This window comes from Aeromonas sp. 3P (genome assembly GCF_051919745.1).
GTDB classification, from domain to species: Bacteria; Pseudomonadota; Gammaproteobacteria; order Enterobacterales; family Aeromonadaceae; genus Aeromonas; species Aeromonas veronii.
The window spans coordinates 3,776,703-3,802,586 of sequence record NZ_JBQBED010000001.1; the positions used below are offsets into that span (position 1 = coordinate 3,776,703).

At 58.4% G+C, this 25,884-nt stretch carries 29 protein-coding genes; 13 read left to right on the forward strand and 16 right to left on the reverse strand.

Annotated elements, in window-relative coordinates:
* Window positions 1-314 precede the first annotated feature (314 nt).
* Together ACTG19_RS17535 and ACTG19_RS17540 are read left to right on the forward strand one after the other, a co-directional pair.
* The gene (locus tag ACTG19_RS17535; RefSeq protein WP_439989336.1) at window positions 315-1,589 is read left to right on the forward strand and encodes an alpha/beta hydrolase; all 1,275 of its coding nucleotides are present in this window, start codon (window positions 315-317) and stop codon (window positions 1,587-1,589) included.
* A 350-nt stretch (window positions 1,590-1,939) separates the two neighbouring features.
* Window positions 1,940-2,665, forward strand: coding sequence for a carbonic anhydrase (locus tag ACTG19_RS17540; protein WP_201992107.1), 726 nt, complete (start codon window positions 1,940-1,942; stop codon window positions 2,663-2,665).
* Window positions 2,666-2,751: 86 nt separating this feature from the next.
* On the opposite strand, the gene ACTG19_RS17545 is transcribed toward ACTG19_RS17540, so the two are convergent.
* Together ACTG19_RS17545 and ACTG19_RS17550 are read right to left on the reverse strand one after the other, a co-directional pair.
* Window positions 2,752-3,660: a pseudouridine-5'-phosphate glycosidase gene (locus ACTG19_RS17545; RefSeq protein ID WP_439989337.1), complete on the reverse strand. Its 909-nt coding sequence runs from the start codon at window positions 3,658-3,660 to the stop codon at window positions 2,752-2,754.
* The gene (locus ACTG19_RS17550) at window positions 3,654-4,745 is read right to left on the reverse strand and encodes a PfkB family carbohydrate kinase (protein WP_439989338.1); all 1,092 of its coding nucleotides are present in this window, start codon (window positions 4,743-4,745) and stop codon (window positions 3,654-3,656) included. Before ACTG19_RS17550 ends, ACTG19_RS17545 begins: the two co-directional genes overlap by 7 nt.
* A 204-nt stretch (window positions 4,746-4,949) precedes the next feature.
* Between ACTG19_RS17550 and ACTG19_RS17555 the strand changes: the two genes are divergently transcribed.
* On the forward strand, window positions 4,950-5,402 hold the full coding sequence (locus ACTG19_RS17555; RefSeq protein ID WP_005335311.1) for an RNA methyltransferase: 453 nt from the start codon (window positions 4,950-4,952) through the stop codon (window positions 5,400-5,402).
* A gap of 120 nt (window positions 5,403-5,522) precedes the next feature.
* On the opposite strand, the gene ACTG19_RS17560 is transcribed toward ACTG19_RS17555, so the two are convergent.
* The gene (locus ACTG19_RS17560) at window positions 5,523-6,266 is read right to left on the reverse strand and encodes a substrate-binding periplasmic protein (protein WP_439989339.1); all 744 of its coding nucleotides are present in this window, start codon (window positions 6,264-6,266) and stop codon (window positions 5,523-5,525) included.
* A gap of 189 nt (window positions 6,267-6,455) precedes the next feature.
* Between ACTG19_RS17560 and ACTG19_RS17565 the strand changes: the two genes are divergently transcribed.
* Window positions 6,456-6,887, forward strand: a complete 432-nt coding sequence (locus ACTG19_RS17565) for a universal stress protein (protein WP_005335309.1) — start codon at window positions 6,456-6,458, stop codon at window positions 6,885-6,887.
* A gap of 77 nt (window positions 6,888-6,964) precedes the next feature.
* On the opposite strand, the gene ACTG19_RS17570 is transcribed toward ACTG19_RS17565, so the two are convergent.
* From ACTG19_RS17570 to crp, 4 genes are all read right to left on the reverse strand, one after another.
* Window positions 6,965-7,600 (reverse strand): murein L,D-transpeptidase catalytic domain family protein, encoded by a 636-nt coding sequence (locus ACTG19_RS17570; RefSeq protein ID WP_252657246.1) that lies wholly within the window; start codon window positions 7,598-7,600, stop codon window positions 6,965-6,967.
* A gap of 174 nt (window positions 7,601-7,774) precedes the next feature.
* Entirely contained in the window at window positions 7,775-8,869 is a 1,095-nt protein-coding gene (locus ACTG19_RS17575; RefSeq protein WP_439985624.1) for a porin, read from the reverse strand.
* Window positions 8,870-9,209: 340 nt separating this feature from the next.
* Window positions 9,210-10,010, reverse strand: a complete 801-nt coding sequence (locus tag ACTG19_RS17580; RefSeq protein ID WP_439989340.1) for a putative RNA methyltransferase — start codon at window positions 10,008-10,010, stop codon at window positions 9,210-9,212.
* Between the two features lie 125 nt (window positions 10,011-10,135).
* Complete coding sequence (gene crp / locus ACTG19_RS17585) at window positions 10,136-10,774, reverse strand: cAMP-activated global transcriptional regulator CRP (protein ID WP_005335304.1); 639 nt, start codon at window positions 10,772-10,774, stop codon at window positions 10,136-10,138.
* Window positions 10,775-11,074: 300 nt separating this feature from the next.
* On the opposite strand from crp, the gene ACTG19_RS17590 reads away from it, so the two are divergent.
* A complete protein-coding gene (locus ACTG19_RS17590) occupies window positions 11,075-11,479 on the forward strand; it encodes an OsmC family protein (protein ID WP_005362569.1) in 405 nt (134 codons plus the stop codon).
* Window positions 11,480-11,572: 93 nt separating this feature from the next.
* The gene (locus tag ACTG19_RS17595; protein ID WP_113739634.1) at window positions 11,573-11,869 is read left to right on the forward strand and encodes an MliC family protein; all 297 of its coding nucleotides are present in this window, start codon (window positions 11,573-11,575) and stop codon (window positions 11,867-11,869) included.
* 141 nt (window positions 11,870-12,010) lie between these two features.
* Here ACTG19_RS17595 and ACTG19_RS17600 read toward each other — a convergent pair whose 3' ends face one another.
* From ACTG19_RS17600 to ACTG19_RS17610, 3 genes are read right to left on the reverse strand one after another with little or no spacing between them, the layout of a single operon-like run.
* A complete protein-coding gene (locus tag ACTG19_RS17600; protein WP_421323032.1) occupies window positions 12,011-12,544 on the reverse strand; it encodes a DUF4136 domain-containing protein in 534 nt (177 codons plus the stop codon).
* Window positions 12,545-12,560: 16 nt separating this feature from the next.
* On the reverse strand, window positions 12,561-13,430 hold the full coding sequence (locus ACTG19_RS17605) for a phosphoribulokinase (protein WP_005335299.1): 870 nt from the start codon (window positions 13,428-13,430) through the stop codon (window positions 12,561-12,563).
* 52 nt (window positions 13,431-13,482) lie between these two features.
* Complete coding sequence (locus ACTG19_RS17610) at window positions 13,483-13,707, reverse strand: YheU family protein (RefSeq protein WP_005335298.1); 225 nt, start codon at window positions 13,705-13,707, stop codon at window positions 13,483-13,485.
* A 97-nt stretch (window positions 13,708-13,804) separates the two neighbouring features.
* On the opposite strand from ACTG19_RS17610, the gene ACTG19_RS17615 reads away from it, so the two are divergent.
* Together ACTG19_RS17615 and ACTG19_RS17620 are read left to right on the forward strand one after the other, a co-directional pair.
* The gene (locus tag ACTG19_RS17615; RefSeq protein ID WP_429102816.1) at window positions 13,805-14,617 is read left to right on the forward strand and encodes a membrane-associated sensor domain-containing protein; all 813 of its coding nucleotides are present in this window, start codon (window positions 13,805-13,807) and stop codon (window positions 14,615-14,617) included.
* Window positions 14,572-14,952, forward strand: coding sequence for a diguanylate cyclase (locus ACTG19_RS17620; protein WP_257124431.1), 381 nt, complete (start codon window positions 14,572-14,574; stop codon window positions 14,950-14,952). Before ACTG19_RS17615 ends, ACTG19_RS17620 begins: the two co-directional genes overlap by 46 nt.
* Here the strand turns inward: ACTG19_RS17620 and ACTG19_RS17625 are convergent.
* The 3 genes from ACTG19_RS17625 to ACTG19_RS17635 form a co-directional block, all read right to left on the reverse strand.
* Complete coding sequence (locus ACTG19_RS17625; protein ID WP_439989341.1) at window positions 14,931-15,917, reverse strand: hydrolase; 987 nt, start codon at window positions 15,915-15,917, stop codon at window positions 14,931-14,933. The genes ACTG19_RS17620 and ACTG19_RS17625 overlap by 22 nt on opposite strands.
* Window positions 15,918-15,983: 66 nt before the next feature.
* Window positions 15,984-16,883: a chemotaxis protein gene (locus ACTG19_RS17630; RefSeq protein WP_005335289.1), complete on the reverse strand. Its 900-nt coding sequence runs from the start codon at window positions 16,881-16,883 to the stop codon at window positions 15,984-15,986.
* A 153-nt stretch (window positions 16,884-17,036) separates the two neighbouring features.
* Complete coding sequence (locus tag ACTG19_RS17635; RefSeq protein ID WP_201989834.1) at window positions 17,037-17,696, reverse strand: hypothetical protein; 660 nt, start codon at window positions 17,694-17,696, stop codon at window positions 17,037-17,039.
* Between the two features lie 39 nt (window positions 17,697-17,735).
* Here ACTG19_RS17635 and ACTG19_RS17640 point away from each other — a divergent pair, with 39 nt between their 5' ends.
* Together ACTG19_RS17640 and slyD are read left to right on the forward strand one after the other, a co-directional pair.
* On the forward strand, window positions 17,736-17,939 hold the full coding sequence (locus ACTG19_RS17640) for a YheV family putative zinc ribbon protein (RefSeq protein ID WP_005335287.1): 204 nt from the start codon (window positions 17,736-17,738) through the stop codon (window positions 17,937-17,939).
* Between the two features lie 143 nt (window positions 17,940-18,082).
* On the forward strand, window positions 18,083-18,754 hold the full coding sequence (slyD, locus tag ACTG19_RS17645) for a peptidylprolyl isomerase (protein ID WP_100645229.1): 672 nt from the start codon (window positions 18,083-18,085) through the stop codon (window positions 18,752-18,754).
* A 414-nt stretch (window positions 18,755-19,168) separates the two neighbouring features.
* On the opposite strand, the gene ACTG19_RS17650 is transcribed toward slyD, so the two are convergent.
* On the reverse strand, window positions 19,169-20,029 hold the full coding sequence (locus tag ACTG19_RS17650; protein ID WP_439989342.1) for a Tim44 domain-containing protein: 861 nt from the start codon (window positions 20,027-20,029) through the stop codon (window positions 19,169-19,171).
* 363 nt (window positions 20,030-20,392) lie between these two features.
* Here ACTG19_RS17650 and dnaB point away from each other — a divergent pair, with 363 nt between their 5' ends.
* From dnaB to ACTG19_RS17665, 3 genes are all read left to right on the forward strand, one after another.
* Window positions 20,393-21,787, forward strand: coding sequence for a replicative DNA helicase (gene dnaB / locus ACTG19_RS17655; protein ID WP_041235109.1), 1,395 nt, complete (start codon window positions 20,393-20,395; stop codon window positions 21,785-21,787).
* Window positions 21,788-21,978: 191 nt separating this feature from the next.
* Window positions 21,979-23,052 carry an alanine racemase gene (gene alr / locus ACTG19_RS17660; protein ID WP_439989343.1) on the forward strand — a complete coding sequence of 358 codons (1,074 nt, stop codon included), beginning with the start codon at window positions 21,979-21,981 and terminating at the stop codon, window positions 23,050-23,052.
* Entirely contained in the window at window positions 23,052-23,471 is a 420-nt protein-coding gene (locus ACTG19_RS17665; protein ID WP_113739639.1) for a secondary thiamine-phosphate synthase enzyme YjbQ, read from the forward strand. Before alr ends, ACTG19_RS17665 begins: the two co-directional genes overlap by 1 nt.
* A 120-nt stretch (window positions 23,472-23,591) precedes the next feature.
* Here the strand turns inward: ACTG19_RS17665 and pepE are convergent, their stop codons facing one another.
* Window positions 23,592-24,317 carry a dipeptidase PepE gene (gene pepE, locus ACTG19_RS17670; protein WP_106842880.1) on the reverse strand — a complete coding sequence of 242 codons (726 nt, stop codon included), beginning with the start codon at window positions 24,315-24,317 and terminating at the stop codon, window positions 23,592-23,594.
* A gap of 244 nt (window positions 24,318-24,561) precedes the next feature.
* Window positions 24,562-25,827, reverse strand: a complete 1,266-nt coding sequence (locus ACTG19_RS17675; RefSeq protein ID WP_113739640.1) for an endonuclease/exonuclease/phosphatase family protein — start codon at window positions 25,825-25,827, stop codon at window positions 24,562-24,564.
* Between the last annotated feature and the right edge of the window lie 57 nt (window positions 25,828-25,884).

Consider the following 25,884-nt stretch of genomic DNA (forward strand, 5'->3'; position numbering starts at 1 on the left):
CAGCATGCTGCCAGGGCATGGCTTCTTCTCTCTTTTTCTGGCCCTGATCCACTTCGGTTTCATCACATTCCCTTATCCATTTTGTCGGCCTGAATGGCTGCACTCCTGTGCAGGCGAGCCATCTTTGTTGAATGGCGCCATAGCGTCAATCTCCCCTGCAAAACAATTAATTCAGCACTGTTGAAGAGCTGCTTGTCGGGTGATGTTTCGACCTTTAAGCCATTGTTAACATTTTGGAAAACTGGAGTGACCCTGTGGCCGGGCGGGGATATGATGGGATCAATGATGTTCCCATCCTGACGGAGAGATCCCAGATGAACAGCCCCTTGAGCTATGTACTGGACGGCATTCATTGCGAGCCGCACTTTTTTACTGTTCCCCTCGATCATGATGAGCCTGATGGCGACAGCATTACCCTGTTTGCCCGCACCCTCTGCCGTAAAGACAAGCTCGATGAGAAGTTGCCCTGGCTGCTGTTTCTGCAAGGTGGGCCGGGATTCGGGGCGCCGCGCCCGACGGCCAATAGTGGTTGGCTCAAGCGGGCGTTGCAGGAGTTCCGAGTGCTGCTGCTGGATCAGCGTGGCACCGGGATGTCGAGCCCCATCCACGGGCAGATTCTGGCCAAAATGACCCCGGCCGAGCAGGCGGAGTATCTCGGCCATTTTCGCGCCGACAGCATAGTGCAAGATGCCGAGTTCATCCGGCAGGAGCTCTGCCCCAAGCATCGTTGGAGCCTGCTTGGTCAGAGCTTTGGTGGTTTTTGCTGCCTGACCTATCTCTCGCTCTTCCCCGATAGCCTGCGGGAGGTCTATATCACCGGCGGCATCGCGCCGATTGGCCGCAGCGCCGAGGAGGTTTACCGCGCCACCTACCAGCGGGTGGCTGACAAGAACCGAGCCTTCTTCGCCCGCTTCCCCCATGCTCAGGGGATTGCCAACCGGCTGGCCAACCATCTGCACCAGCATGATGTGCGACTGCCCAACGGCCAGCGCCTGACGGTGGAGCAGTTCCAGCAGCAGGGGCTGGATCTCGGTGCTACGGGTGCCTTTGAGGAGCTTTATTACCTGCTGGAAGAGGCCTTTATCGGCGACAAGCTGAGCCCGGCCTTTCTCTATCAGGTGCAGAGCATGCAGCCATTCAATACCAACCCGCTGTTTGCCATTCTGCACGAGGCTATCTACGCCGAAGGGGAGGCGACTCGCTGGGCGGCGGATCGGGTCAGAGGAGAGTGTCCTGCGGTGAACTGGGCGCCCGGCAAGGATTTCGCCTTCACCGGCGAGATGGTTTACCCCTGGATGTTCGAGCAGTTCCGCGAGTTGCTGCCCCTGAAAGAGGCGGCTCATCTGCTGGCCAACAAGGCGGACTGGGGGGCGCTCTATAATCCGGCCCTGCTGGCCCGCAACCAGGTGCCGGTAGCATGCGCCGTTTATGCCGAGGATATGTATGTGGAGTTTGACTACAGTCGCGAAACTCTGCGTGGGCTTGGCAACAGTCGCGCCTGGATCACCAATGAATATGAGCATAACGGTTTGCGTGCCGATGGTGAGACGATTCTTGATCGTCTGATCGCGTTGAATCGCGACCGTTAATTGCCGTTATCGGCAACCATCGCGGGAGCCCGGACTCCCGCGATGGTTGTTATGGATGGTTGTTATGAAAGCGTGACACCCTGAACCTTGACCCGTATCCGCCAGACGATGAGTGGATAGCAGGCTGATTAATTTCCCCCTCTTTCACTGTCTCTGCCGATCCCTCACCATATACTTGCCAAACGACTCTGTATTGAGCCGCGGTCAAACCGATAGACCAACCCGTGCTCGTTACCATTAGAAAGTCGCTCTGATGTTCTGTATCCCGCGTATCAGATATGCCATCTCTGCATGCCCCGCAATCCGGGGGAGGGGATGGTCGTGCTTTTCAATCACAATAAGGATGTATGATGAGAAAGTCTCTGTTGGCCTGCTCCCTGTTGCTGTGCCCTGTCGTGTTTGCTGCCACCCCCCATTGGGAATATAGCGGTGAGGCGGGGCCTGCCCACTGGGCCAAGCTGACCCCTGAGTTTGGTCAGTGTGCGGGCAGCAATCAGTCGCCGGTTGACCTGAGCGGATTGGTCGAGGCCAAACTGGCCCCGCTGGTACTCCACTATCAGGCGGGTGGCAACACAGTGGTCAACAACGGTCATACCGTGCAGGTCGGTTATGCCCCGGGCAGCACCTTGCAACTCGATGGCACCAGGTTTGAACTCAAGCAGTTCCACTTCCACGCCCCGAGTGAGAACCTCATCGAGGGCAAATCCTATCCGCTGGAAGGGCATCTGGTGCATGTCAGTGACAAGGGAGAGATCGCCGTGGTGGCGGTGATGTTCGAGGCTGGCAAGGCCAATCCGGCGTTGGCGGCAGCTTGGAGTGCATTACCTGCCAAGGTGGGGGAGATCCAGGCCCTCAAGGCGCCGCTCTCTGCTGAGCAACTGCTGCCTGAGAATCGTGACTACTATCGCTTCAGCGGTTCCCTTACTACGCCTCCCTGCTCGGAAGGAGTGCGCTGGCTGGTGATGAAGCAGCCGATTGAGGTCAGTCAGGCCCAGATCGACGCCTTCAAGGCGGTGATGCACCACCCCAACAACCGGCCGGTGCAGCCCCTCAATGGGCGCGTGGTGCTGCAATAACACAGCGTTGCAATAGCACTGCAGATAGCAAAAACCACAAGAGGGCCGCGAGGCCCTCTTTTACATGGCGAGGTATCGGCGAGCGATCAGAGGCTGGCGGCGATGCGGGCGCCAAGTGCCGCGTTGTTCAGTACCAGCTGGATGTTGGCCGCCAGCGAGTTGCCGCCAGTCAGCTCGCAGACGCGGGCCAGCAGGAAGGGGGTCGACGCCTTGCCCTTGATCCCCTGCTCATCGGCTTCACGCAACGCTTGGGCAATGGCTGCGTCGATATCGGCTTTGGGCATGGCGTGTGCGGTCGGGATGGGGTTGGCCACCACGGCGCCGCCCGTCAGTCCCAGCTCCCACTTGAGGCGTAGCGCCTCGGCGATGGCTGCCGGGGTATCGAGGCGATAATCGACCTTGAAGCCGCTCTCGCGGGTGTAGAAGGCGGGCAGCTCTTCGGTTTGATAGCCGATCACCGGCACCCCCTGGGTCTCCAGATACTCCAGCGTCAGCCCGATATCGAGGATCGACTTGGCTCCGGCGCAGACTACGGCCACTGGCGTTTGCGCCAGCTCCTGCAGATCGGCGGAGATATCGAAGGTCTCTTGCGCGCCGCGATGTACCCCGCCAATGCCACCGGTGGCAAAGACCCGGATCCCCGCCATAGCGGCGATGATCATGGTCGAGGCGACCGTGGTGGCCCCCATCCCCTTGCGCGCCAGTACGAACGGAATGTCGCGGCGGCTGCACTTGGTCACGCTGTGGCCAGCCCGGCCCAGCGCTTCCAGCGCACTCGCATCCAGACCCACCTTCAGGCGGCCGTCGAGGATGGCGATGGTGGCCGGAATGGCGCCGTTATCGCGCACCACCTGTTCAACCTGACGGGCCGTCTCCACGTTCTGCGGATAGGGCATGCCGTGGGAGATGATGGTGGATTCGAGGGCGACCACCGGTTTGCCGGCGGCCAGTGCGGCAGCCACTTCCGGTTGGATATCGAGGTAAGCGTTCAGCATGAGTACTCCTCCAGTATGCGGTCAACGGCGGTCTTGCTCAGACCGGAAAAAACGGTATCGGAACAATTGACGGTGAGGGCGGCGCAGCCCAAGGCAAAGCGGGTGGTCTGGGCAATGTCGAGCTCTTGCAGCCAGGCGTGGGCGAGGCCAGCCATAAAGGCATCCCCGCCGCCGGTGACGTTGAGTACCGGACTACCCAGTACCGGCAGGTGACCCTGCTGCTCGCCATCGCTGTAAAAGATCCCCTGTTCACCCAGACTGAGGAACAGTCGCTTGACCCCGGCGCGGTGGAACCAGGCGGCCACCATGGGCCAGGTTTCGGGCCCGGCGATGGTCATGCCGCACAGCTGCTCTGCCTCGCTGCGATTGGGTTTGAGGGTGTGGATCTTGCCGAGCCAGGGGCGGATCTTCTCCACTTTGGCCACCGAAACGGTATCGACAAAGATGGCGTGCTCACCTTGCCGTTCAAACAACCAGTCGAGGGTATGGATAGCCAGATTGGTGTCGAGCACCCAGAGCCGGGCACCACCGAGAAAGCCTGCGAGGGGGGTCAGGCGGGCTGGGGTGAGCTGCTCTATGATGGCCATGTCGTTGATGGCGCAGCTCATTTCGCCGCTACCATCATGCAGGCTGAGATAACAGGAGGTGGCGTGACCATCGAGCACCAGAGTCTGGCGCACATCGACGCCGGCCCGCTGGCTTACCTCCAGCAGATGGTGGCCATACTGGTCGTTGCCGACCGCTGTCAGCAGCCGGGTGTCGCTGCCGAGCCGCGCCAGATTCTCGGCGATATTGCGGCCGACACCGCCTGCCGAGGTGCGCACCTTGCCCGGGTTGGAGTCGCCGAGCAGCAGGTTGTCATGGCTGGTGCCGCAAATATCCATATTGGCACCGCCGATCACCACTATGTAGGGGCCCTCTCGCAGTACATAACCTCTGCCTTGCACATATCCCTGCCGGATCAGGCTGGAGATGTGGCTGGCCAGCGCGGAGCGGCTGATGCCGAGGCGATCGGCCAGCTCCTGCTGGGCAATCATGGGATCCTGACGCAGCATGGCGAGGATCTCTTGTTCACGCTCAGTCATAGACAAACATCCATTTGCAAACGTTTGTCCATTATTGCTGGGAAACGTTTGCTGGCTATCGGCTTGTGCAAGATTTGTCGGATTGCGCACAATAAATCGACATTCAAAGATGGGTTGGCAAGCGGTTTAGCCGGGGAGGGGACTTTTAACGGGTCGGTGGCCCTGCAACGGCTTATAATGGCCGCCGCAAGATGAGGAGAGATGATGGAAAAGAGTGCATTCTGCTGTGTGGGGCTGGTCAATCCCAAGTCTCCGGAAAATGTCGGCTCAGTGATGCGGGCTGCGGGTTGTTACGGGGTGGACGAGGTCTACTACACTGGCAACCGCTTCGAGCTGGCGCGCCGCTTTGCCACCGATACCAAGCAGATGGTGGAGAAGATCCCGCTGCTCGGGGTGGATGATCTGATGGCGTTTATCCCGCAGGGATGCGTGCCCGTGGTGGTTGATCTGATCGACGGCGCTACACCGCTCCCCGACTATGTCCATCCGGAACGCGCTTTTTATATCTTCGGGCCGGAGGATGGCACGCTCGATCCCGCCCTCTATGGCGCGGTGAAAGATGTGGTTTATGTGCCGACCCAGGGCTGCATGAATCTGGCCGCCTCGGTCAATGTGATCCTCTATGACCGCTTGGCGAAGGGGTTCCGGCAACCCTGAGTTGTGGCGTGGCCACGGTCAATCAAACCGTAATGGAAACGGTGTTGCTCATAGACTGGTTGCTGGCGGTGGCCGCTGTTGACGGGGCTGCGGTATCCTTCTCTTTCCCCTATGGTGGGATCAGTTTTCGCCTGCCTTGACCGCCTGCTCCTCGAGAAAGTCGCGGTAGTAGTCATAGAGGTGATAACGGCGATATATCTCGGCCAGCGTGCCGCGACGGATCAGATTCACCATCTCCTGCTCCCACAACTGCAGTAGCCGGTCGCCCTGCTCGGTATCGGCAAAAATGGGGTAAGTCGGGATCCAGCGCAAAATGGTGCGGTACATATTGGCCGGGGTCTCATCGGTAGAATGGAGCACGCCAGCGGTCAGGTAATAGCGATAGCGCCCCTTGCTAATCAGCTGCAGGGCCATCTCATGGTTGTCGATCTCATGCCATCGCATGGTGACCGGAAGATATTTATCCAGCACCCATCCTCGCCGCCAGAGTACGGTCTCTCCCTCCAGGCTGCGTTCTCCCCGCCATTGTGGCTGCCACTGCTTGAGCATGAAGACGGTCACATCATCGGCGGAGGCTGGCTGATGGGGCTGTTTGACCCCCTTGATCTCGTCCCGATAGACACTCATTGCCATATCCCCCTCTTGCCTGGCTACCATGGCGACGGCGCGTTTGTAAGGCACGATATGGGGCACGATCTGATAGCCGTGGGGTTGGTAGATGGTTCGCACCAGATCGAGATAGATACCGCGGCCATCCGGTTGGCAGAAACCGGGCCAGCCATCGCAATAGACGTGGATATCGGTTGTGCGAGCGTGGGCGATCGCACACAGAGAGCAAAGCAGCAAACAACCGATGCGTAGCATGGTCAGCATTATCCTCGCAGGGGTGAGGAGAGCATTTATCACCTGATTTATACCATGCCATTGATCGCGGCGGGCGGAGAAAACATCCCGCATCTCTATTTTGCGACAGGGTCGAGGGTTATTTGCGGTCGGATCGTTATGATCGAGTAAAGATTCAATAGCACCCCAATCAGTAGAGGAGACTGCATTATGCCATCGATCAAGACTCTGCTCTGTCCAGTCGATTTTTCCCAAATGTCTCGCGCGGTACTCGACTATGCCGTTTTCATGGCACAGAGCCATCAGGCCCAGCTCAAGCTGATCCACGTGGTTGATCAACTGCACGGTTTTGACAGTTACAAGATCCTTCATATGACGGCCATCGAGATTACTCACGAGATGGAGCGTCAGGCCAGAACCCAGCTCAAAGAGCTGGTTGCCACCCTGCCGATCCCGGCTACCTTTGATATTCGCTTTGGCCGCGCCGCCGATGAAATTGTCATTCAGGCCAAGGAGGATGAGGTTGAGCTGATCGTGATGGGCAGCCACGGTCGCTCCGGTATCAGCCATCTGCTGGTAGGCAGTGTCGCCGAGTCTGTGGTGCGTCATGCACCCTGTCCGGTACTGGTGGTGCGCCAATAACGCGCCACGTTTAGAGTGAAAAGCGTAACAAACAAGGCCAGCGATTGCTGGCCTTGCGTTTTCTGGTGTTGTGCCCGCTAGCCGTGAGCGTAGATGACACTCCCTCCCTTGATGGTATCTATGATGGCCCTGGCCTGCTCCTTGGGCAGGGCGGGGCAACCCCAGCTGCGGCCCAGCTTGTCATATTTGCGCAGATGAGTCGGGCTGGCATAGGCGGCGCCATGTACCACGATGGCACGCTTGCGGGCATTGCTGTTCTTGCCGGGGCTTAGCCCGTCCAGCCGCAGGGAGTAGCCATGCTTGCCCAGATAGGTTTCTGCGGTGCGATAGACGCCGAGGGAACTTTGGCGGGAGTTGAGCTGGTTGGAAAAGCGTTTTGCGGCCAGTTCACCTGAGTTCCGGCCATGGCTGACCCAGGTGTGATAAAGCAGCTTGTGGCGCTTCATATCGATGACAAACAGTCTGCGCTGGGTGGATGGCTTGCTGTAATCGATGATGGTGAGAATAGGTTTTCGTTTGTGGCGCACAGTTTGATAACTGTTGAGTGCCTGACGAAAGGTCTGTTTATCCAGCTTGCCGGCCAGACCCAGTTGACGATAGAGGCTCTGATCCCAGCTGGCATCTGCCGTGCTGCTCCAGATGAGCGATATCAACAGCAGTGGCAACAACTGCCACCCGCGTTGCCAGTCTATGTTACCGCGCACTTGTCTCATCCGTGAATATCTCCTTGTCACTCCCTGTCAACGGCGCGGATATTGCCATCAATCCGCTCGATAGTTATATGCAAGGTGCTGAAAAGGCGCAATAAAAAAACCGGCCGCAGAGCGGCCGGAAGTCATTCAAACAGTAGACATTGGTATCACAGGGTATAACTGACTTCCAATTACTTAGAAGTTGTACTGCAGGGCAACCGCGACTACGTCGTCGGTGTTCTTGCCCAGAGAGTTGGTGTGAGCATCCACGCCATTGTTGTCCAACAGATTGATCTTGTAGTCAACGTAGGCGTTGAAGTTGTCGGTGAAGTTGTACCAGGCACCGATAGATACGTACTCGGTGTAGGTATCATCAACACCGTGAGCTGAGTCTTTCACGTCAGTGCGCAGGTAGGCCAGAGAAGGCTTGAACTTGCCGATGGCGTACTGGGCAACAGCTTCGTAGCCATCCATCTTCTCTGCATAGCCGTTGAAGGTTTTGACATACAGGTGGTCTTCACCGTGGGAATAGGTTGCTGCCAAGTAAAGGTCACCCACTGCGTATTTGGCACCTACGCCGTATAGTTTAGCGTCGCGATCACCACCAAAAGCGGCATTGGCTGCCTGCTCATCTGTTTTACCTGCTTGGTTATAAGCAGTACCCAGACTCAGACCCATGTCGAAATCATAGTTGGCAGATACAGCAAAACCTTCTGCAGAGCCCTTCGGATTCCAAGTGCTGTGTGCACCAGAGAGGTTAGAGCGGTCAGCATTCTGCGGATCATTGTTACCGGTGAACTGGGCACCCAGAGTCAGCCCCTGATAGGTGTAGATGTACTGGGCCAGACCGTTGGTACGGCCGGTGCCGAATACTTCGGTATCTTTGCCCAGGCCGTCACCGCCCCACTCAGGCAGGACGTCGGTATAGTTGTTGACGGCCTTGGTGAACAGGCCATCCTGACGACCATAGCTGAATGCGCCGAAACGGTCGTGCTTGATGCCGGCATAGGCATAACGCAGCTCGTCGTTGTCAGAACCGGAAGTCGGCAGGTTGTACTCGGCAAAGCCGAACGCCTTCATCTCGGGAGCAATCTTGGTCTCGCCAGCAACGTGCAGACGGAAGTAGCTCTGGTCACCTTCGGAACCGTTGTCGTCAGTACCGTAGTAAGCACCTTGTGCACGGCCGCCGATCTCCAGCTTGGTATCGTTCTGGTTGTAAACGGTAGCAGCATGGGCACCGCTCGCCAGCAGCAGGCTGGAGATGGCAATAGTCAGTGCAGACTTCTTCATATGCGTTATTCCTCTGATGTAAACACTTCCGAACTTGTTGTCGGTTTTGTGAAATCGGAAATAGTCCGATAGCCACACGGTAGGCGTCCCAACCTTGACTGGGCCTGAATCCATCGTTGTTTAATTGAGGTTGCGAGGTCGTTATCAAAACTGGGTGTGACGGTTTTTGACAAGATAGAAAAAGATTAAATTCAATGAATTGTTTTCTAGTGACTTTTTTGACATCAAGGCTGTTCTGAGCAACAAAGTCGATGGCTCAGTTGTGAGCTAGATCACGCAGGGGAGAATGGGGCGGGGCGGGAAAAACGGGGCGGGAGCCTTGCAAGGCTCCCCCCAGTGATCAGATGGGCTGTTGCCACAGGGTCAGCAGCAGATCCTGTTCCAGTTCATTCGGGCCTTGTTGAGCGAAAGCGTGACGCTGCTCACCGGTTGCCCGCCAGCCAAGACGGCTGGTCTCCAGAATAAAGCTGCGCATGGCCTGATCCATGGTGAGGCTGAACTGGCAGCGTTGTTGAGTCACCGGATTGAGGCCGCCGAGGGTTGGCCAGCTGAGGGGGTGTTCCATGCTCACCGGGTTGAGGCTGACCCGCAGTTGCCACTGATGACGGGGGCCAGGCTGCAGATAGAGCAGATAGCCACCGGGCGCCAGCCAGCTGACCAGCTGCTCGGTCTTGACCTTGAGATCGTTGACCAGCAGCACCTGAGCAGAGCCCGGTTGCAGCGGTGCTCGGGCGGGATCGGCAATGACAAACTGGCCGTCCGGCTGCGCTTTTTTGGCGGCAAAGATGGTGTTCTTGGCGATATCAACCCCAGCAAACTGCCAGCCGGGCAGGCGCTCTGCCAGCGCGCGGCAGTAGTAGCCTTCACCGCATCCAAGATGGATCAGCTCTTGTGGGGCCAGCGGAGCGAGCAGGCCGGCCATGGCCTCAACTAGCGGCAGTTGGTGGCCGGCCTCCAGGAAATGGTGCTTGGCGCGCATCAGGGCACGGCTGTCGCTGTCTTTGGGGTTTTTCTTGCCGGGGATGAGATCCAGATAACCTTCCGGTGCCGGATCGAAGTGATGCTTGTTGTCGCAATAGCGCCCCTGGGAGGCTTCATGAAGATGGAGCGGACTGCGGCAGCGGGGACATTGAAGGTGCATAGTAACTCTCTGGGCGAATGCCGGAACAGTGAAGGGCGTTCGGGATTATAGGGGAGAGGATCAAAAAAGGCTGCCGTAGCAGCCTTTTTTATCCCAAGGCCTCAGTCAGGCCTGCGGACGGGTCATCAGCGAGTGCCAAATACCACAATGGTCTTGCCGTGAGCAGAGATGAGCTCCTGCTCTTCCAGCATCTTCAGGATGCGGCCCACGGTTTCACGAGAGCAGCCGACGATCTGGCCGATCTCCTGACGGGTGATCTTGATCTGCATGCCATCCGGGTGGGTCATGGCATCCGGCTGTTTGGCCAGGTTGAGCAGGGTCTGGGCGATCCGGCCGGTCACATCCAGGAAGGCGAGGTTACCCACTTTCTGGCTGGTGTGTTGCAGGCGCTTGGCCATCTGGCCAGAGAGACGCATCAAAATGTCCGGGTTGACCTGGATCAGCTGGCGGAACTTCTTGTAGGAGATCTCTGCCACTTCGCAAGAGCCTTTCGCGCGAACCCAGGCGGAGCGCTCGGGGTTCTCGTTCTCCTCGAACATCCCCATCTCGCCCAGGAAATCACCCTGGTTCAGATAGGAGAGGATCATCTCTTTGCCCTCATCGTCCTTGATCAAGACGGCCACGGTGCCCTTGACGATGTAGTAGAGGGTCTCCGCTTTTTCACCCGCATGGATCAGGGTGCTCTTGGCGGGATACTTATGAATGTGGCAGTGCGACAAGAACCATTCCAGGGTGGGATCGCTTTGCGGTTTGCCAATGACCATGAGAATTCCTCTGTAGTGTCTTTTTATGGACTTGTGCGTCCGGGCAAGCTGCCAATCTTGCCATTCCTTGTATTGGTCGCAGTAGGATAAGAGCCTTTGCCTGTGCTGACAAGGCTTTGCGGGCTTTTGACAGAGCCCTTTGAGTAATGCCTGCTGCGCCGCTCCGGCCATTCTAGGGAAGATAGAGGTCGGAGATGTTGATTTTGATCTATTTCCATCCCAACTCCCCCTGTTCGGCAGAGATAAGCGACTGGGTTATGCTAGGGATCCATCATCATGATTAACAGGAGAGAGTGCGAGATGAAAGCCAAGGTCAGCTGGGTGGAAGGGATGAAGTTTGTGGGTGAGAGTGAATCCGGTCACAAGGTGATCCTGGATGGTGCCAACCCCGGTGAGGGGGCCAGCCCGATGGAGATGATCCTGCTGGCGGTCGGTGGCTGCAGCTCCATTGATGTGGTCTCCATCCTCGAAAAAGCGCGCCAGTCTGTGACCGCATGCCATGTCGATGTCAGTGGCGAACGGGTCGATAGCGTGCCCCGGGTTTTCGAGAAGATTAATCTGCACTTCGTGGTGACGGGCAAGGGATTGGCAGAGAAACAGGTGGCCAGAGCGGTCGATCTGTCGATGGAAAAATACTGTTCTGTTTCCCTGATGTTGGAAAAAGCGGTACAAATTACCCATAGTTATCAAATTGTTGAAGCTTGATAACGATAGTTTCGTTGGTACCCTGGCATAAGGCCGTTACGTAAGGCCACTGCACAAGGCCATGACATAAAGCCATTACATAAGGAAAGTGCAATGAAAAAATTGATCGCTCTGCTTCCCCTTTTGGGCCTGGCGGCGTGCAGCAGCCCGCAACCTACCCAGTATCAATACAGCCAATACCAGTGTGGCGAAGAGATGCTGGCCGTTACCTATGATGCCCAGGCTGACATGGTGCAGTTCCCCTATTCTGGGGTTTACCACAAGCTGGCGCGTGTGGAGTCAGAGTCTGGCGCCAAATATTCTGACGGCCTGACCACCTTCTGGAATCAAGAGAAACAGGCTCTTCTCACCCAGAAAGGGGTCACACTGTTGACCTGTACGCTTAAATAAGTGACCACAGATAGCTGAAGGTGTGCAGCTTTGTGTCCCAGTCTGGCCAAGACCAGACTGGGACACAACTGTGAGACCACAAAAAACGGCTTGCCGGGAGGCAAGCCGTTTTTCTATCCATCCGTTATCACTAAACAAGCGCTAGTTGGTGGGGACGCGATTGAGCAGCTCGGCCGCGAGCTGCTGGCTGAGTGCCTGACGCTGGCTGTCTTCAATGCTCACGTCGCTGGTCAGCTGGATGATGCTGCTCCAGACCGCTTTCTGGGTTTTGCGATCGAGCAGCACGATGGCCAGCGACCCTTTGCGCTGGTTGGCCGAGGCATATACCCCGGGCGTCATGCCAAGACGGGCGAAAATCTCGCCGTCACTCATATCCTTGCCGCCCGCGACGCCGATGGCGACCCACAGATCCGCCTCGTCAAGCGGTGCACTCTGCCACCCCTTGCTATTGAGCTCCCGGCTTACCGCCTGCTGCATTGGCTCTAGCCACCCTTCCGCCAACTCACCGGCAAATTGATACTGCTCGGCCAGGGCGTAGCGCGGGGTTGCACCATAGGTCCAGTTGCCCATCGGACGAACCAGCATGGTGCCGGACTCCAGCGTGGGTGCCGCCGGCCCGCTGCTGCAACCGCCAAGCAGGGCGAGCAGTGCCACAGAGAGATAAGCAAGCCGCATCGTGAACTCCTTTGAATCAGGTTATTTTGCCGGTTTCGATCAATTGCTGGATGAGCGGGCGCAGGATCAGCTCCATCGCAAAGCCCATCTTGCCACCCGGCACCACTATGGTGTTCATCCGCGACATGAATGAGCCGTCGATCATCGACAGCAGGTAGGGGAAATCCACCTGCTTGATACCGCGAAACCGGATCACCAGCATACTCTCGTCCAGACTCGGGATCACCTTGGCGCTGAAGGGGTTGGAGGTATCCACCGTCGGTACTCGCTGGAAGTTGATATGGGTGCGCGAGAACTGCGGGGTGATGAAGTTGATGTAGTCATCCATGGAGCGAACGATGGAGTCGGTCACCGCCTCGCGGGAATGCCCTCGCTCCGAGGTATCGCGAATGAGCTTCTGGATCCACTCCAGGTTGACGATGGGTACCACGCCTATCAGAAAATCCACGTGGCGCGCCACATTGTGATCCTCGGTGACCACACCGCCGTGCAGCCCTTCATAAAACAGCAGATCGGTATTGCTGGGCAGATGCTGCCAGGGGGTAAAGGTGCCGGGCATCTGGTTGAAGGGCACCGCCTCGTCAAAGCTGTGCAGGTAGCGGCGATACTGGCCATTGCCATCCTGCCCATAGCCCTGGAAAAAGCTCTCCAGCAGCCCGAAGTCATTGGCCTCAGGGCCAAAATAGCTGATATGACGCCCCTGTTCGCGCGCCTTGCGGATCGCTACATCCATTTCCGGTCGGGTGTAGCGGTGAAAACTGTCACCTTCCACCACAGCCGCGGTATATCCCAGTTGATGGAACATGGAGCGAAAGGCGTTGGTGGAGGTGGAGGTGCCGGCACCGGACGAACCGGTAACGGCAATAATGGGGTGCTTGGCCGACATGGGATTCTCTCTTCCTTGGGAATTCCGTTATAAGGTCCGGATTGCGGTTGGGTCAAGACTGCTCGATGAAGCGGTCTTTCATCACGATATTCACCGATTCGTGCAGCTCGCTATAGACGATGACAGCTTTGCCTTGCTGTAATTGTTCTCTCACTGCATCGACTTTGACGCCAAGCGGTACATCCTGTTCTCCATATTCTGTTCCCTCCTGCAACACAAAGTGTTCGATCAGGTTGGTCAGGGTGTCGCCGTCCAGTTCTTGCCAGGGAATGATCATTTAAAGGTCTCACAGCAAAAGAGGTGATCGTCAGGCTATTGTTGTGTTGAATCCCGCGAATGCAATCACTTTTTACCTTTTCACCGGAGTCTGAGAGATGTTGTCTGAAGCGCAGCGCAGCGCGCCGTTAACCCTGACTGAGCATCTGGACAGCGCACGTCGAGAGGCGATTGCCCGAGGCATGGTGTGGTTCTGGTTGTTGAACTGGCTGGTGGTGCTGTTTCTTTCGATACGCTACGAGGTTTACAGCCAAGTCGGGCTCGCCAGTGATGACAGCTTGCCCTGGCGCTTTCAGAGTGAGCTGGCCCTGGTCATGGTGGTGCTATTGCTACTACCTGTTGTCAGCCTCTTTTGTGACCATCTGCAGGATCGCCTCTGGTTACGGATGGCTGCGCTGGTGATGGTGCTATGGGGCGGACTCTGGACGCTGCACATCTACACGATTGGTCAGGTGGAGCTGCGGGGAGGGGTCAGCTATGCCAACGGGATCATGCGGCTCAACCTGCTGGCTGCGCTCATCGCGTTTTATCCCGATCGCAAGGTTTTTTATGGCTATCTCTTGGGCCCGATGACGGTGGGTGTAGGGTTGGAGCTCTTTTTGCGCGTCGATTTTCCCCAGATCTACCTGCTTGGCGTGTTGTTTGACGTGATTGCGCTGGAGGTTGGCCGCCGCATGCTGCACCGCTGGTTTGAGTTGGCGATCATGCGGGAGCATGAAAATCTGACGCTGCTGCGCCAACTTGATCAGCTCGCCAAGCAAGATCCTCTGACCGGTGTCGCCAACCGGCGGCATTTCAATATCGAGTTGGAGCGCGCGTTGGCCCATAGCCAGGAGAGCGGCGCTCCGCTATCGCTCATCCTGATGTGGACTATTTCAAGCGCTTCAACGACCACTATGGCCATCAGGTAGGGGATATGTGCCTCAAGGAGGTGGCACAAGCGCTCAACCGTGCGGTACGCACACCATCTGATCTGGTGGCCCGCTATGGCGGGGAGGAGTTTGTGCTGCTGCTGCCCAATACCGACCGTCAGGCGGCGGCCAGCGTGGCGCAGCGGCTGCAAGATGGCTTGGCCATCCTGCGGCTGGAGCATCTGGCGTCCGATGTTGCCCCCTGGGTGACGGTGAGTCAGGGGATTGCCAGCAATGTGTCCGGCGAAGGGGCGAGCCAGTTGCTGGAGCGGGCCGATCAGGCGCTCTATCGGGCCAAGGAGTTGGGACGCAATCAGTTCTGTGTTGCAGAGTGACTATGTTCGGCAATCCAGCGACTGATCCGTTCATCCAGCCAAAACCGTGGCCGCCAGGGCGTGCCGTGCAGAAAGCCGACATGGCCGCCACGCTGGCTCAACTCATAGCGCACCGTGGGCGAGAGTTGCTCTGGCCGGGGAATGACCGCGCGTGACATAAAGGGATCGTCGGCGGCGTGCAGGATAAGGGTAGGGATGGGGATCTGAGCCAGCAGCGGTAGTCCCGAGCAGCTCTGGTAGTAGTGGTTGGCGCTGTGAAAGCCGTGCAGCGGCGCGGTAACCAGCTCGTCAAAATCGCGCAGGGTGGCAATCTGCTCCACTTGTCGAGGTTGCCAGCGTTCACTCGCTTTCTGCTGCTGGCTGATCTTGTTGAGCAGGTTGCGGCGCATGGTGCGTAGCAGATAGTTCTGATAGACCTTCGAGAAGCCCTGATTGACCCGCTCGGCGCAGCTCGCCAGTTGCAGCGGGGCCGAGACTACCACCGCCGCTTTCAATGCCGCAGGACAGCCCCGCGCCAGCAGATTGACCAGCATATTGCCACCCAGTGAAAAGCCGATGGCGATCAGCGGTTTGCCCGGGAAGCGCTGGCTCAGCTCGGCAATCAGCTCCTGCGCATCACCGATGGCGCCGGAGTGATAGGCCTGCAGGTGGCGATTGGGCTCGCCACTGCAACCGCGAAAGTGCATCAGCACGGCCTCTCTGCCTTCTTGCTGCAGGTGGGCGAACAATCCCTTGGCGTAGTGGGAGTGAATGCTTCCCTCCAGCCCGTGAAACACCACTATCAGCGGCCGTTCATCAAGGCTGACTTCCCCGCTCCAGGAGAGGTCGACAAAGTCCCCATCCTGCAGTTCAAACCGCTCCGCCACAAAACGGGCAGGGGGGCGGCGCAGCCATTTGGGCAATATGGTCTGCAGATGAGGATTGCGTGCCCACCAGGGGGCGTGGAAGTGGCTCTCGGTCAGCATGGGGTCAGTCGGTCTGGGTCGAAGATAAGGAGGACGGGAGGCGTGTTCCTCCCGCCAGTCATTGGCTTATTTCAGCAGGCGATCGTGATGTTCGGCACCGCGCAGCATGGCCTGGATCAGCTCATTGGCCTCGAACTTGGTCAGCGCCTCATGAGCACCCACCTGATGGGCTCGCTCCACACTGATCTCGCTGGAGAGGGAGGTGTGCAGGATGATGTAGGCCCCCGCCAGTTTGCTGTCGCTCTGTACCTCGAAGGCCAGCTCGTAGCCATCAAGCCCCGGCATCTCGATATCGCTCACCAGAATGTCGATGGGGGTCTTCTGGCTCGCCCGCGTTTGCATCAGGGTCAGTGCATCCTTGCCATTGGTGCAGACTTCATAGGGGATATTGATGTAGTCGAGGGCGGCCATCAGCTGACGGCGGGCGACCGAAGAGTCATCAACCAGCAGGATCCGCATCGGCTTGATCCGTTCCCGCTGCACATCGGTTAGCACCGGATAGAGGTGGCTCGGATCATCCGGATAGACCCGGGAGAGGATCAGCTCCACATCCAGCAGCTGGATCAGCTGGTCATTGACCCGGGTCACACCGGTTACGAACACATTGTGGCCGAGGGAGGCGGGTGGCGATTCGATATCGCGCCAGTTGCACTCGGTGATCTTGTCGATGCCCCGTACCAGAAAGCCCACCAGGGTGCGGCGGCAGTCGGTAATGATGATGAAGCAGTGGGGCATCTCCTCCTTGCTGATGGGGCGATAGCCCACCGCCATCGCCATGTCGATCACCGGAATGGTGGAGCCGCGCATATTGGCAGCCCCTAACACGGTCGGGTGCGAGTGGGGCATTGCCGTCAGCTGGGTGTAGGGCACTATCTCTTTCACCTTGAGGGTACCGATGGCAAAGGATTGTTTGGCTGAAAGGTGAAACAGCAACATGCCCTGGGATTGATTGGCTTTGCTCGTCATGGCAGATGTCCTGTTGGTCGAAACGTTGGCAGTCACTTCAGGCCTCTAGCATAAAGGATTACGGGGGGAATGGCCCTTCCTTGTTAACGACCATCTGGCAAAAAACTGGACTCATTCAGCCAATTTCGTTGGCGCACTCACATCGGCGTCCGGTTATTGATCACCATCTTCGCCAACTCCCCACTGTTGGCAGGCAGCTTGCAATGCGGCCTCATCGGCATAACCCAGCTTGCTGGCCACCTGCGCGGGTTTGCTGCCGCCCTTGAGCAATCTGAGCGCCTGCAGCAGTTGCCACTGTTGTTGCAATGCAGTCCCTTCCACCGGCGCATCGGCTTGTTGTGCCCACTGTTGCAGAGACTCCGGTTGGCCATTGGCCAGCGCTTGCCAGCAGGCTTGCAGCTCACCGTGACCCTGCTGGCTGATGGCGCACTGTTGCAGCTCATCCAGGATAACCTGCAGTCGCTGACCGTAGGCCCCTTGCCACTCTTTCGGACGTTGCCACAGGGCTAGCGAGTCGAGCAGGGCATCGAGCAGCGGGGTGGTCTGCAGCCAGCCTGCCTGCTGCGGCTGATCCACGCGCAAAGAGACGCTCAGCTGATCGTAATCACAACCGCTGAGGGGGCTGAAGGCCGCGAGGGCATCGGCGCAGAGCCAGAAGCTGCTGCCTGCCGGCAGCAACAGCTCATGTTGGCCCAGTCTCAGCAGCGCAGCGCCCCGGGTGATCCGCAACAGCTGCCCGACCGGGGTCCGTTTGCGGTTGCCGGCGTGCAGGCCCTGACAGGAAAAATGGTGATACTCGATGGCGTGATGCATGTAAAAACCCTGATATGATGCTGCCTGGAGGTAACAAATATGGAAACCAGACGTAAAAAACGCTTCATTGCCGGTGCGGTTTGCCCGGCGTGCGGCAAATTGGACAACATGATGCTGTATCTGGAGCATGGAGTCGAGAAGGTGACCTGCGTCGCCTGTGGCGATACCCAGGTACAAACACCCGCCGAGGTCGACAAGCAGACTCGCGAGGCGGAAGAGGTGATCGGGGTGTTTCGCCCCTGATAAGGGAACGGCGGGTGGAATGAGGGTCTCCTTACTGACGCTGTTGCCGTTTTTTTCGTCACTCCGTGGCGCCGCACGGCATATGCGCGGCCCGCTTTTTAGGGTATTCTGAGCCCGTTTTTTTCTATCCGCAGGATCCTGACATGAAAGTAGCTCCTCTGAGCGTGGTTACGCTGGAATACACAGTCACCGACGAGCACGGTGAAGTCATCGACAGCACTGTCGGCAAAGAGCCGCTGGTCTATCTGCACGGCACCCGTTACCTGGTCTCTGGCCTGGAAGCCGAGCTGGAAGGTCGCGCGGTAGGTGAAGCCTTCGAAGTGACTCTGGCACCGAGCCAGGCCTACGGCGAATATGACGAGACACTGGTACAAGAAGTACCGGGCGAGCTGTTCGACGGCATGGAAGTCTCCGAAGGGGATACTTTTGTCGCTGAAACCGACGATGGCCACCGTCCGGTGACCGTGGTTGAAGTGTCCGAAGAGTTCGTCAAGGTAGATGGCAACCATCCGCTGGCTGGCGTGACTCTGGGCTTCAAGGTCGAGATCAAGGACGTGCGTGCTGCCACTGCCGAAGAGCTGGCCCACGGCCACGTTCACGGTGCCGGTGGTTGTGGTCACGATCACGGTCATGACCACGATCACGGCGGCTGCTGTGGCGGTCATGGTCACGACCACGATGAAGATCACGGCCACGGCGGTTGCTGCGGTGGTGCTGGTCACGGTCACGATCATGGCCACGACCACGGTGACGACCATGGTCACGGCGGCTGCTGCGGTGGTGGCGGTTGTGGTGGCAAGGGCCATCACCACTGATCACGGCCATGCCGATGATAAAAAATCTGCCGTAGGAGTCATACCGAGCAATTAATGCTCATTAATTGCTCCTCCTTGGATGATGAAATCCGAAGCCGGTTGTTCTGGCTTCGGATTTTTTATGTCTGTCAAATAGGCTCGCGGCTTTTCCCAAGCTAACAGGGGCGCTTATTTTTGGTTAATGCTCAACATTATTTCCTTCTCGATTCCGCGATGTGTTTTTGGCTCGGTGCGTAAACGGGTTACCAAATCGGTGTCTTCATCAGCACAATATGACCATGTTAGGTCATGTCCCAACAGCTATAACGAGCCAGCGTCAGTCTCTATTTGGTCTCGTTGTGCCCCATAAAAAAATAGCCAGTCAGGCTTAACTGACTGGCTATTGCCTAGTGACTAACTGATAGGCGCGAAGCCTTACAGCTGCTCGATACCGACGATATGCCAGGGGGCATTGTTCTTGGCCAGATCGCGCTCGAGGTGCCACACCTCTTTGATGTCTTCTTCGACCTGCTCCTGACGGTCCATGTAGCGGCCGCTGAAGCGCACGCTCACCTGGGCCCAGTCGCTGCCATAGTCAGCACGTACCAGCTGGGTGTCGACATACATTACTTCTGTGTGCTGGTCGCCAGTCAGTTCGGCGCGCTCGGCTTTGAGCTGTTCAAACAGCTCGGGGCTGACGTATTCGCGCACTTTTTCCAGATCGTTCTTGTTCCACGCCTCTTGCAGGGTGCGATAGTGATCGCGGGCACCGGCCAGGAAGCTGTTCATGTCAAAGCCCAGCGGCAGGCGGAACGGCACGTCGCTGTCGGCAAAGCCGGTGGCTTGCGGTGCGCTGTTGCTCTGCTCAAATTGCTGCGGGGCCGCGGATTGCGGTGGCTGATAGCCCGCATAGGCCGCCTGTTGTGGCTGTGGTGTCGCGACCTTGCCCTTGCGCAGGGTACGGATCAGGAAGACTGCCCCCAGCGCCAGCAGGGCGATCAGCAGGAAGTCCATTCCTTGCAGACCTTCAAAGGCACCGCTGCCCAGCAGGTAGGCAAACAGGCCGCCAGCCAGCAGGCCGCCCAGCAGGCCACCCATCATGCCGCTCTTTTTCGGCGGAGTCTGGGCATTCAGTGTCGGATTCTTGGTGTCGACCGGTTTGGCCGCAGGCTGGGCCGGCGCAGTTTTGTAACTTTTACCAAAGGATTTGCCGCCGCCAAATTTCTTGGCTTCGGCGTGAGGTGCCCCCAGGCCAATGGCCAGGATCACGGCAAACAGGGTCAGCATCTTTTTCATTTTGACTCTTTTCACTCTCGTCTGTGGGTGGGGCATGCTCCGCTTTGGCAAGCTCAGCAAGGCGCATGGCAGGCTGCCTGTCCCTAATTGTGTCGCAGCTTGTATTCATCAATATCACCTCTGGCATGAATTATTCATGAACGAGGTTGCCGCGATACGGCGTCAAACAAGAGGAGTAAACCGGATGAAAAGCAGAAGATTGAGTCGCAAGGAGCGCAAAATGCGAAGCAAAATCAAAATGGTCAAGGTAGAGCAGACTCTGGTTTGGCCCTTTATGATGGTATGAGCCGCCAGATAGGGCTCGCCGTAGTTGGCTTTCTTTTGTAAAATTCCCGTCCCCTTCCCGCTGCGGTTTTTATGTGTATGGCAGAGCAAGTGACGGCGAAAAAAGACGCCAAGACACAACAGCTGAAAGTTCCTCCCCACTCTTTTGAGGCCGAACAGTCCGTACTGGGCGGCCTGATGCTGGATAACGATGCCTGGGATCGGGTTGCCGAACGGGTGATCGATCAGGATTTCTACAGCCGTCCGCACCGGTTGATCTTCCAGGCTATGACCCGCCTCTCCAACGTGGGCAACCCCATCGACCTCATCACCCTGCAGGAGGAGCTGGAGCGCTCCGAACAGCTGGAAGAGGCGGGCGGCTTCGCCTATCTGGTGGAGATCGCCAAGAACACCCCGAGTGCCGCCAACATCAACGCCTACGCCGAAATCGTGCGCGAGCGGGCGGTCGTACGGGAGATGATCTCGGTCGCCAACGAGATAGTCGAAGCGGGTTACGAGCCACAGGGCCGTACCTCCGGCGATCTGCTGGATCTTGCCGAGAGCAAGGTATTCAAGATTGCCGAGCAGCGCACCAGCGCCAACGAGGGGCCCCAGCCCCTGAAGCTCATCCTCGAGCAGACCGTCGACAAGATTGAAGAGCTGTTCAAGACGCCGCACAACGGTGTTACCGGGGTATCTAGCGGTTACAACGATCTCGACAAGATGACCGCCGGTTTGCAGCGTTCGGACTTGATCATCGTGGCGGCCCGTCCCTCAATGGGCAAGACCACCTTTGCCATGAACCTCTGTGAGCATGCGGCCCTCACCGCCGACAAGCCGGTGCTTATCTTCTCGCTGGAGATGCCCTCCGAGCAGATCATCATGCGTATGCTCGCCTCGGTCGGTCGTATCGACCAGACCAAGGTGCGTACCGGTCAGCTCGACGACGAGGATTGGGCACGCCTCTCCTCCACCATGGGATTGCTGCTCGAGAAGGGCAAGATGTATATCGATGACGCCTCCGGCCTCACTCCGACCGATGTACGTTCCCGTGCCCGTCGGGTGGCGCGCGAGCACGGTGGCCTATCCATGATCATGGTGGACTACCTGCAGCTGATGCGGGTGCCGGCGCTCTCTGACAACCGTACCCTGGAGATCGGCGAGATCTCTCGCTCCCTCAAGGCCTTGGCGAAAGAGCTGCAGTGCCCGGTGGTGGCGCTCTCCCAGCTGAACCGAAGCCTGGAACAGCGGGCCGACAAGCGCCCGGTCAACTCGGATCTTCGTGAATCGGGCTCCATCGAGCAGGATGCGGATTTGATCATGTTTATCTATCGTGATGAGGTTTATCACGATGACAGCCCGGACAAGGGGATTGCCGAGATCATTATCGGCAAGCAGCGTAACGGCCCTATCGGAAGAGTGCGTCTCACCTTTCAGGGTCAGTTCTCCCGGTTCGACAACTACGCCGGTCCGGCGTTTGACGACGATTATTGATGTAAACCCAAGGTGATGGCGGTTTCGCCATTACCACGATTGCCCTGATCGATAGCCAGTCATTGGCTGCTGCTCAGGGCCTGTTTTCCCGGTTCGACAATTATGCCGGTCCGGCCTTCGACGACGATAAGTGAGTGGCGGTCTTCGGCCCGATGAGGGGGAGACCATTTGTGCCCTCGTAAGGGAAAACCATGAAAGCGGCTACTGCCCAAATCAACACTGCGGCCTTGCGCCACAACCTCGCCGTGGTCAAGCGCCACGCTCCCGCTTGCAAGATCATCGCTGTGGTCAAGGCCAACGCCTATGGCCACGGACTGCTGCCGGTCGCCCGCACCCTGGTGGATGCGGATGCCTACGCGGTGGCCCGTATCGAAGAGGCGCTGATGTTGCGCTCCTGCGCCGTGGTCAAGCCCATCGTGCTGCTGGAGGGCTTCTTCTCCGCCGACGATCTGCCGGTGCTGGCGGCCAACAATCTGCAGACGGCGGTTCACACCTGGGAGCAGCTCGAAGCGCTGGAACAGGTCGAGCTACCTGCCCCCGTGGTGGCCTGGCTCAAGCTCGACACCGGCATGCACCGCCTCGGGGTACGGGCCGACGAGATGCCCGCCTTTATCGAGCGACTCGGCAAGTGCAAGAACGTGGTGCAGCCGTTCAACATCATGACCCACTTCAGCCGCTCCGATGAGCTGGAGCAGCCTATTACCCGCGAGCAGATCGATTTGTTCAGCAAGTTGACCGCACCGCTGGCGGGCGAGCGGGCCATGGCCAACTCGGCGGGCATTCTGGCCTGGCCTGACTCCCACTGCGACTGGGTTCGCCCCGGTGTCATCCTCTATGGCGTGTCGCCATTCCCCAACACGGTGGCGGCCGATTACGATCTGCAGCCGGTGATGACCCTCAAAACTCAGCTGATTGCGGTGCGGGATCACAAGGTGGGCGAGCCGGTGGGCTACGGCGCCAACTGGGTGTCCGATCGCGATACTCGCCTTGGCGTGATCGCCATCGGCTATGGTGACGGCTATCCGCGCATGGCGCCCAACGGCACTTCCGTGCTGATCAACGGCCGAATCGTGCCGTTGGTGGGGCGTGTCTCCATGGATATGAGCACAGTCGATCTTGGGCCCGGCGCAACCGACAAGGCCGGCGACGAGGCGGTGCTGTGGGGCGAGGGGTTGCCGGTGGAGCGGGTGGCCGACGAGATTGGCACCATCCCCTACGAGCTCATCACCAAACTCACCTCCCGCGTCTTTATGGAGTACGTCTGATGTGGCAGCAGTGCCTGCTGACTCTGAAGCCCCATTCACGGGGCTTTCATCTGGTGACTGACGAGCTGGTGGCCAAGCTGCCGATGCTGGCCGATTACCGAGTCGGCATGGCCCACCTGCTGCTGCAACATACCTCCGCCTCGCTCACCCTCAACGAGAATTGCGACCCCAGCGTGCGCAGCGATATGGAGGCCCATCTGCACCGGCTGGCGCCGGAAGATGCCCCTTACTATCGCCACACCTATGAGGGGGCGGATGACATGCCCGCCCACATCAAATCCTCCCTGCTCGGGGTGAGCCTGCTACTGCCGATCCGTGACGGTCAGCTGGCACTCGGCACCTGGCAGGGGATCTGGCTTGGCGAGCATCGCGTCGATGGTGGCGCCCGCAAGGTACTGGTGACCCTGCAGGGTGAGTAATCAGGCTGCAATCAGCTGAAAGATGACGATAAAAAAGAGGGATGGCATTGAGCCATCCCTCTTTTGTTTTTACCGTTTCGCGAGCTATCCGCTGGCAAGTGGCGCGGCGCTCTTCGTGGCTCAGCTGACCTTGAAGGGGGTCAGCTCGGCCAGCGGGGCTGCGTCCATAAAGGCCTGCGGCTCCTGACCGTGTTTGAAGATCTTGAAGTCCTGCTCGCGGGCGCTCCAGTACTCCAGACGCTCGCCACTTACCTGTAGCAGGCTCGCTTCGCGCAGGGCCACCACGTGCTCGCTCGGGTTGATGGCGCAGAACTCGGCCAGACGCTCGTCGCGGGTCTCGCCCATGTGGCCGCTGATGCTGGCGTCCAGATAGTGCGGGTTGATCTGCAGCGGGAACAGGCCCAGCGCCGGCAGCACGGCGGCGCTGCAAACCGGCATGTCGTTGGTGGTACGGATGCTCGGGGTCGCCACGTTGCAACCGGCGCTCCAGCCCACATAGGGGACGCCCCGCTCGCGCACGGCACGCTGGATCGGCACGATCAGGCCGTTTTCGTGCAGCATCTGGTTGAGGCGCCAGGTGTTGCCGCCGCTGATAAAGATGGCGTCCGCCTGATTGATGGCATCAACCGGATCATCGAAGTGGTGGATGCTGATTGCATCGACTCCCAGACTCTCCTGCAGCTCGTTGGCACGGGCATCCCAGTCGCTGCGGATCACCGCGTAGGGGATGAGCAGGATGCGCTTGACCTGTTTGCGCGCGAGCAGGCTTTGAACCCGATCCCGGGCCCAGCCGAGCAGACCCGGAAATTCGTTGGCTTTACCGTTGCTAAGCAGAAGCAGTTCCATCAAATCGTTCCTCAAAAAGTGAAAGCGGAGGAGGGAGGGCCACCGGATCCGCCGTGCGGCCGGATGGCAAGAGGAGGCATGCTACCACCATTGGCGCGGCGGTTCTGTGATCGGAGGGCCTATTCAACGGCTATGGATGAGTTATGGATGGATAACTCAATGCCAAGCGGTGGACTAATGAGCCGTGGTCAACTCGCCAGTCATCGCCAAGAAAAGACCCCGCCGCAGCGGGGTCATGGCAGAGTTAGTCGAGTTTGAGATCGACCCACACCATGCGGTGATCCGAGCTGACTCCCTTGGCGATGCCGAGTTTCGCATCATAGACCAGGTGATCACCGGCCTCGAAGCTGGCAGGCCAGAAGACGCCGCTCTTGACCGCGTTGAGGTTGGCGGAGGGGATGACGTGATCCAGCTGCAGCACGCTGGAGTTGGTGATGCGTTCCGGGTTGGGGCGAGTGAGGTTGCGTTTGCAGTCGGCCCCCTTGCTGACACACTCCGGGCCCCCTTCGCTGACCGGGATCAGGGTGCCATTGGTGATGGCCTGATTCATCAGCGGGTTGTTTAGCAAATCCTGAATGGCGGTCAGGTCACCGTCACCGGTGAGCGGATCGGCGTTGAAATCACCCGCGATAACGAACTTGGCGTTTTTGGCCAGCCCACCCTTGGTGCCCTTGTCATCGGTCATGTAGTTGAGACCCTTGACGTAGTCGTTCCAGAAGGCGATCTCGGCGCGGTTGTGCTTGACGGTGTGACGCGCCGCGTTGGCAAAGATCGGCGGGGTCGGGTGGGAGATCAGGAAGTGGATCACCTCTTCACCCTTCTCGGTCTTGATCCGTACTGGCACATCGGCGTGGTTCTTGGAGGAGAGCGGGTACTGCTGCCAGGCGGCGTCTGAATACCAGGCATCACCACACTGGCGGCTGGCCGGGATCTTGACCTTGGGATTGTTGCAGTCATCGATGATGGGGTTCTGCTCGCCCGGCATATCCTTCCACTTGAAGTGCTGGAAGGTGCGGATCTGCTTGGTGTCGATGGGGTATTTGGACATCACCGCAAAGGCGTACTGGCCGTGGTAGTTGCCAAAGCCCCAGGCATCGTCGGGGCCGCTGTTGACCTTGCCATCCAGATTGAGGTCATAACCGCTCATCAGGCCGGTGTTGGTGGCGAAGTTCTGCATCACCGGATAGCTGATGGCCGTCACCTCTGCGTGCTGGGCGTGAGCCAGATAGTTGTCGTTGAAGGCTTTCAGATCGGCGGTGCTCTCGCCTTTGCCGTCGTTGTCGAACTCGTTGAGCAGGAACACATCCGGACGGGTGCGCTGGATGATCTCCGCCACGTTGCGGATCTGCTGCACGTTCTTGGCTTTGGTTTCCGTGGCGCCGCTCAGGCTCCCTTCGGCGAGGCGGGCCAGCAGGGCATCCTGCTCGGTGCGGGTCAGCGCCAGCTCACCGGTCAGCATACCGGCAGCAGAGCGATCAAAAGCGACATTAAACGTGGCAAAGCGAATCATGGTGACACCTGCGTCGGTTAACAGGCTGCCATTATAGGGTTGCAGTGGTTCGATCGA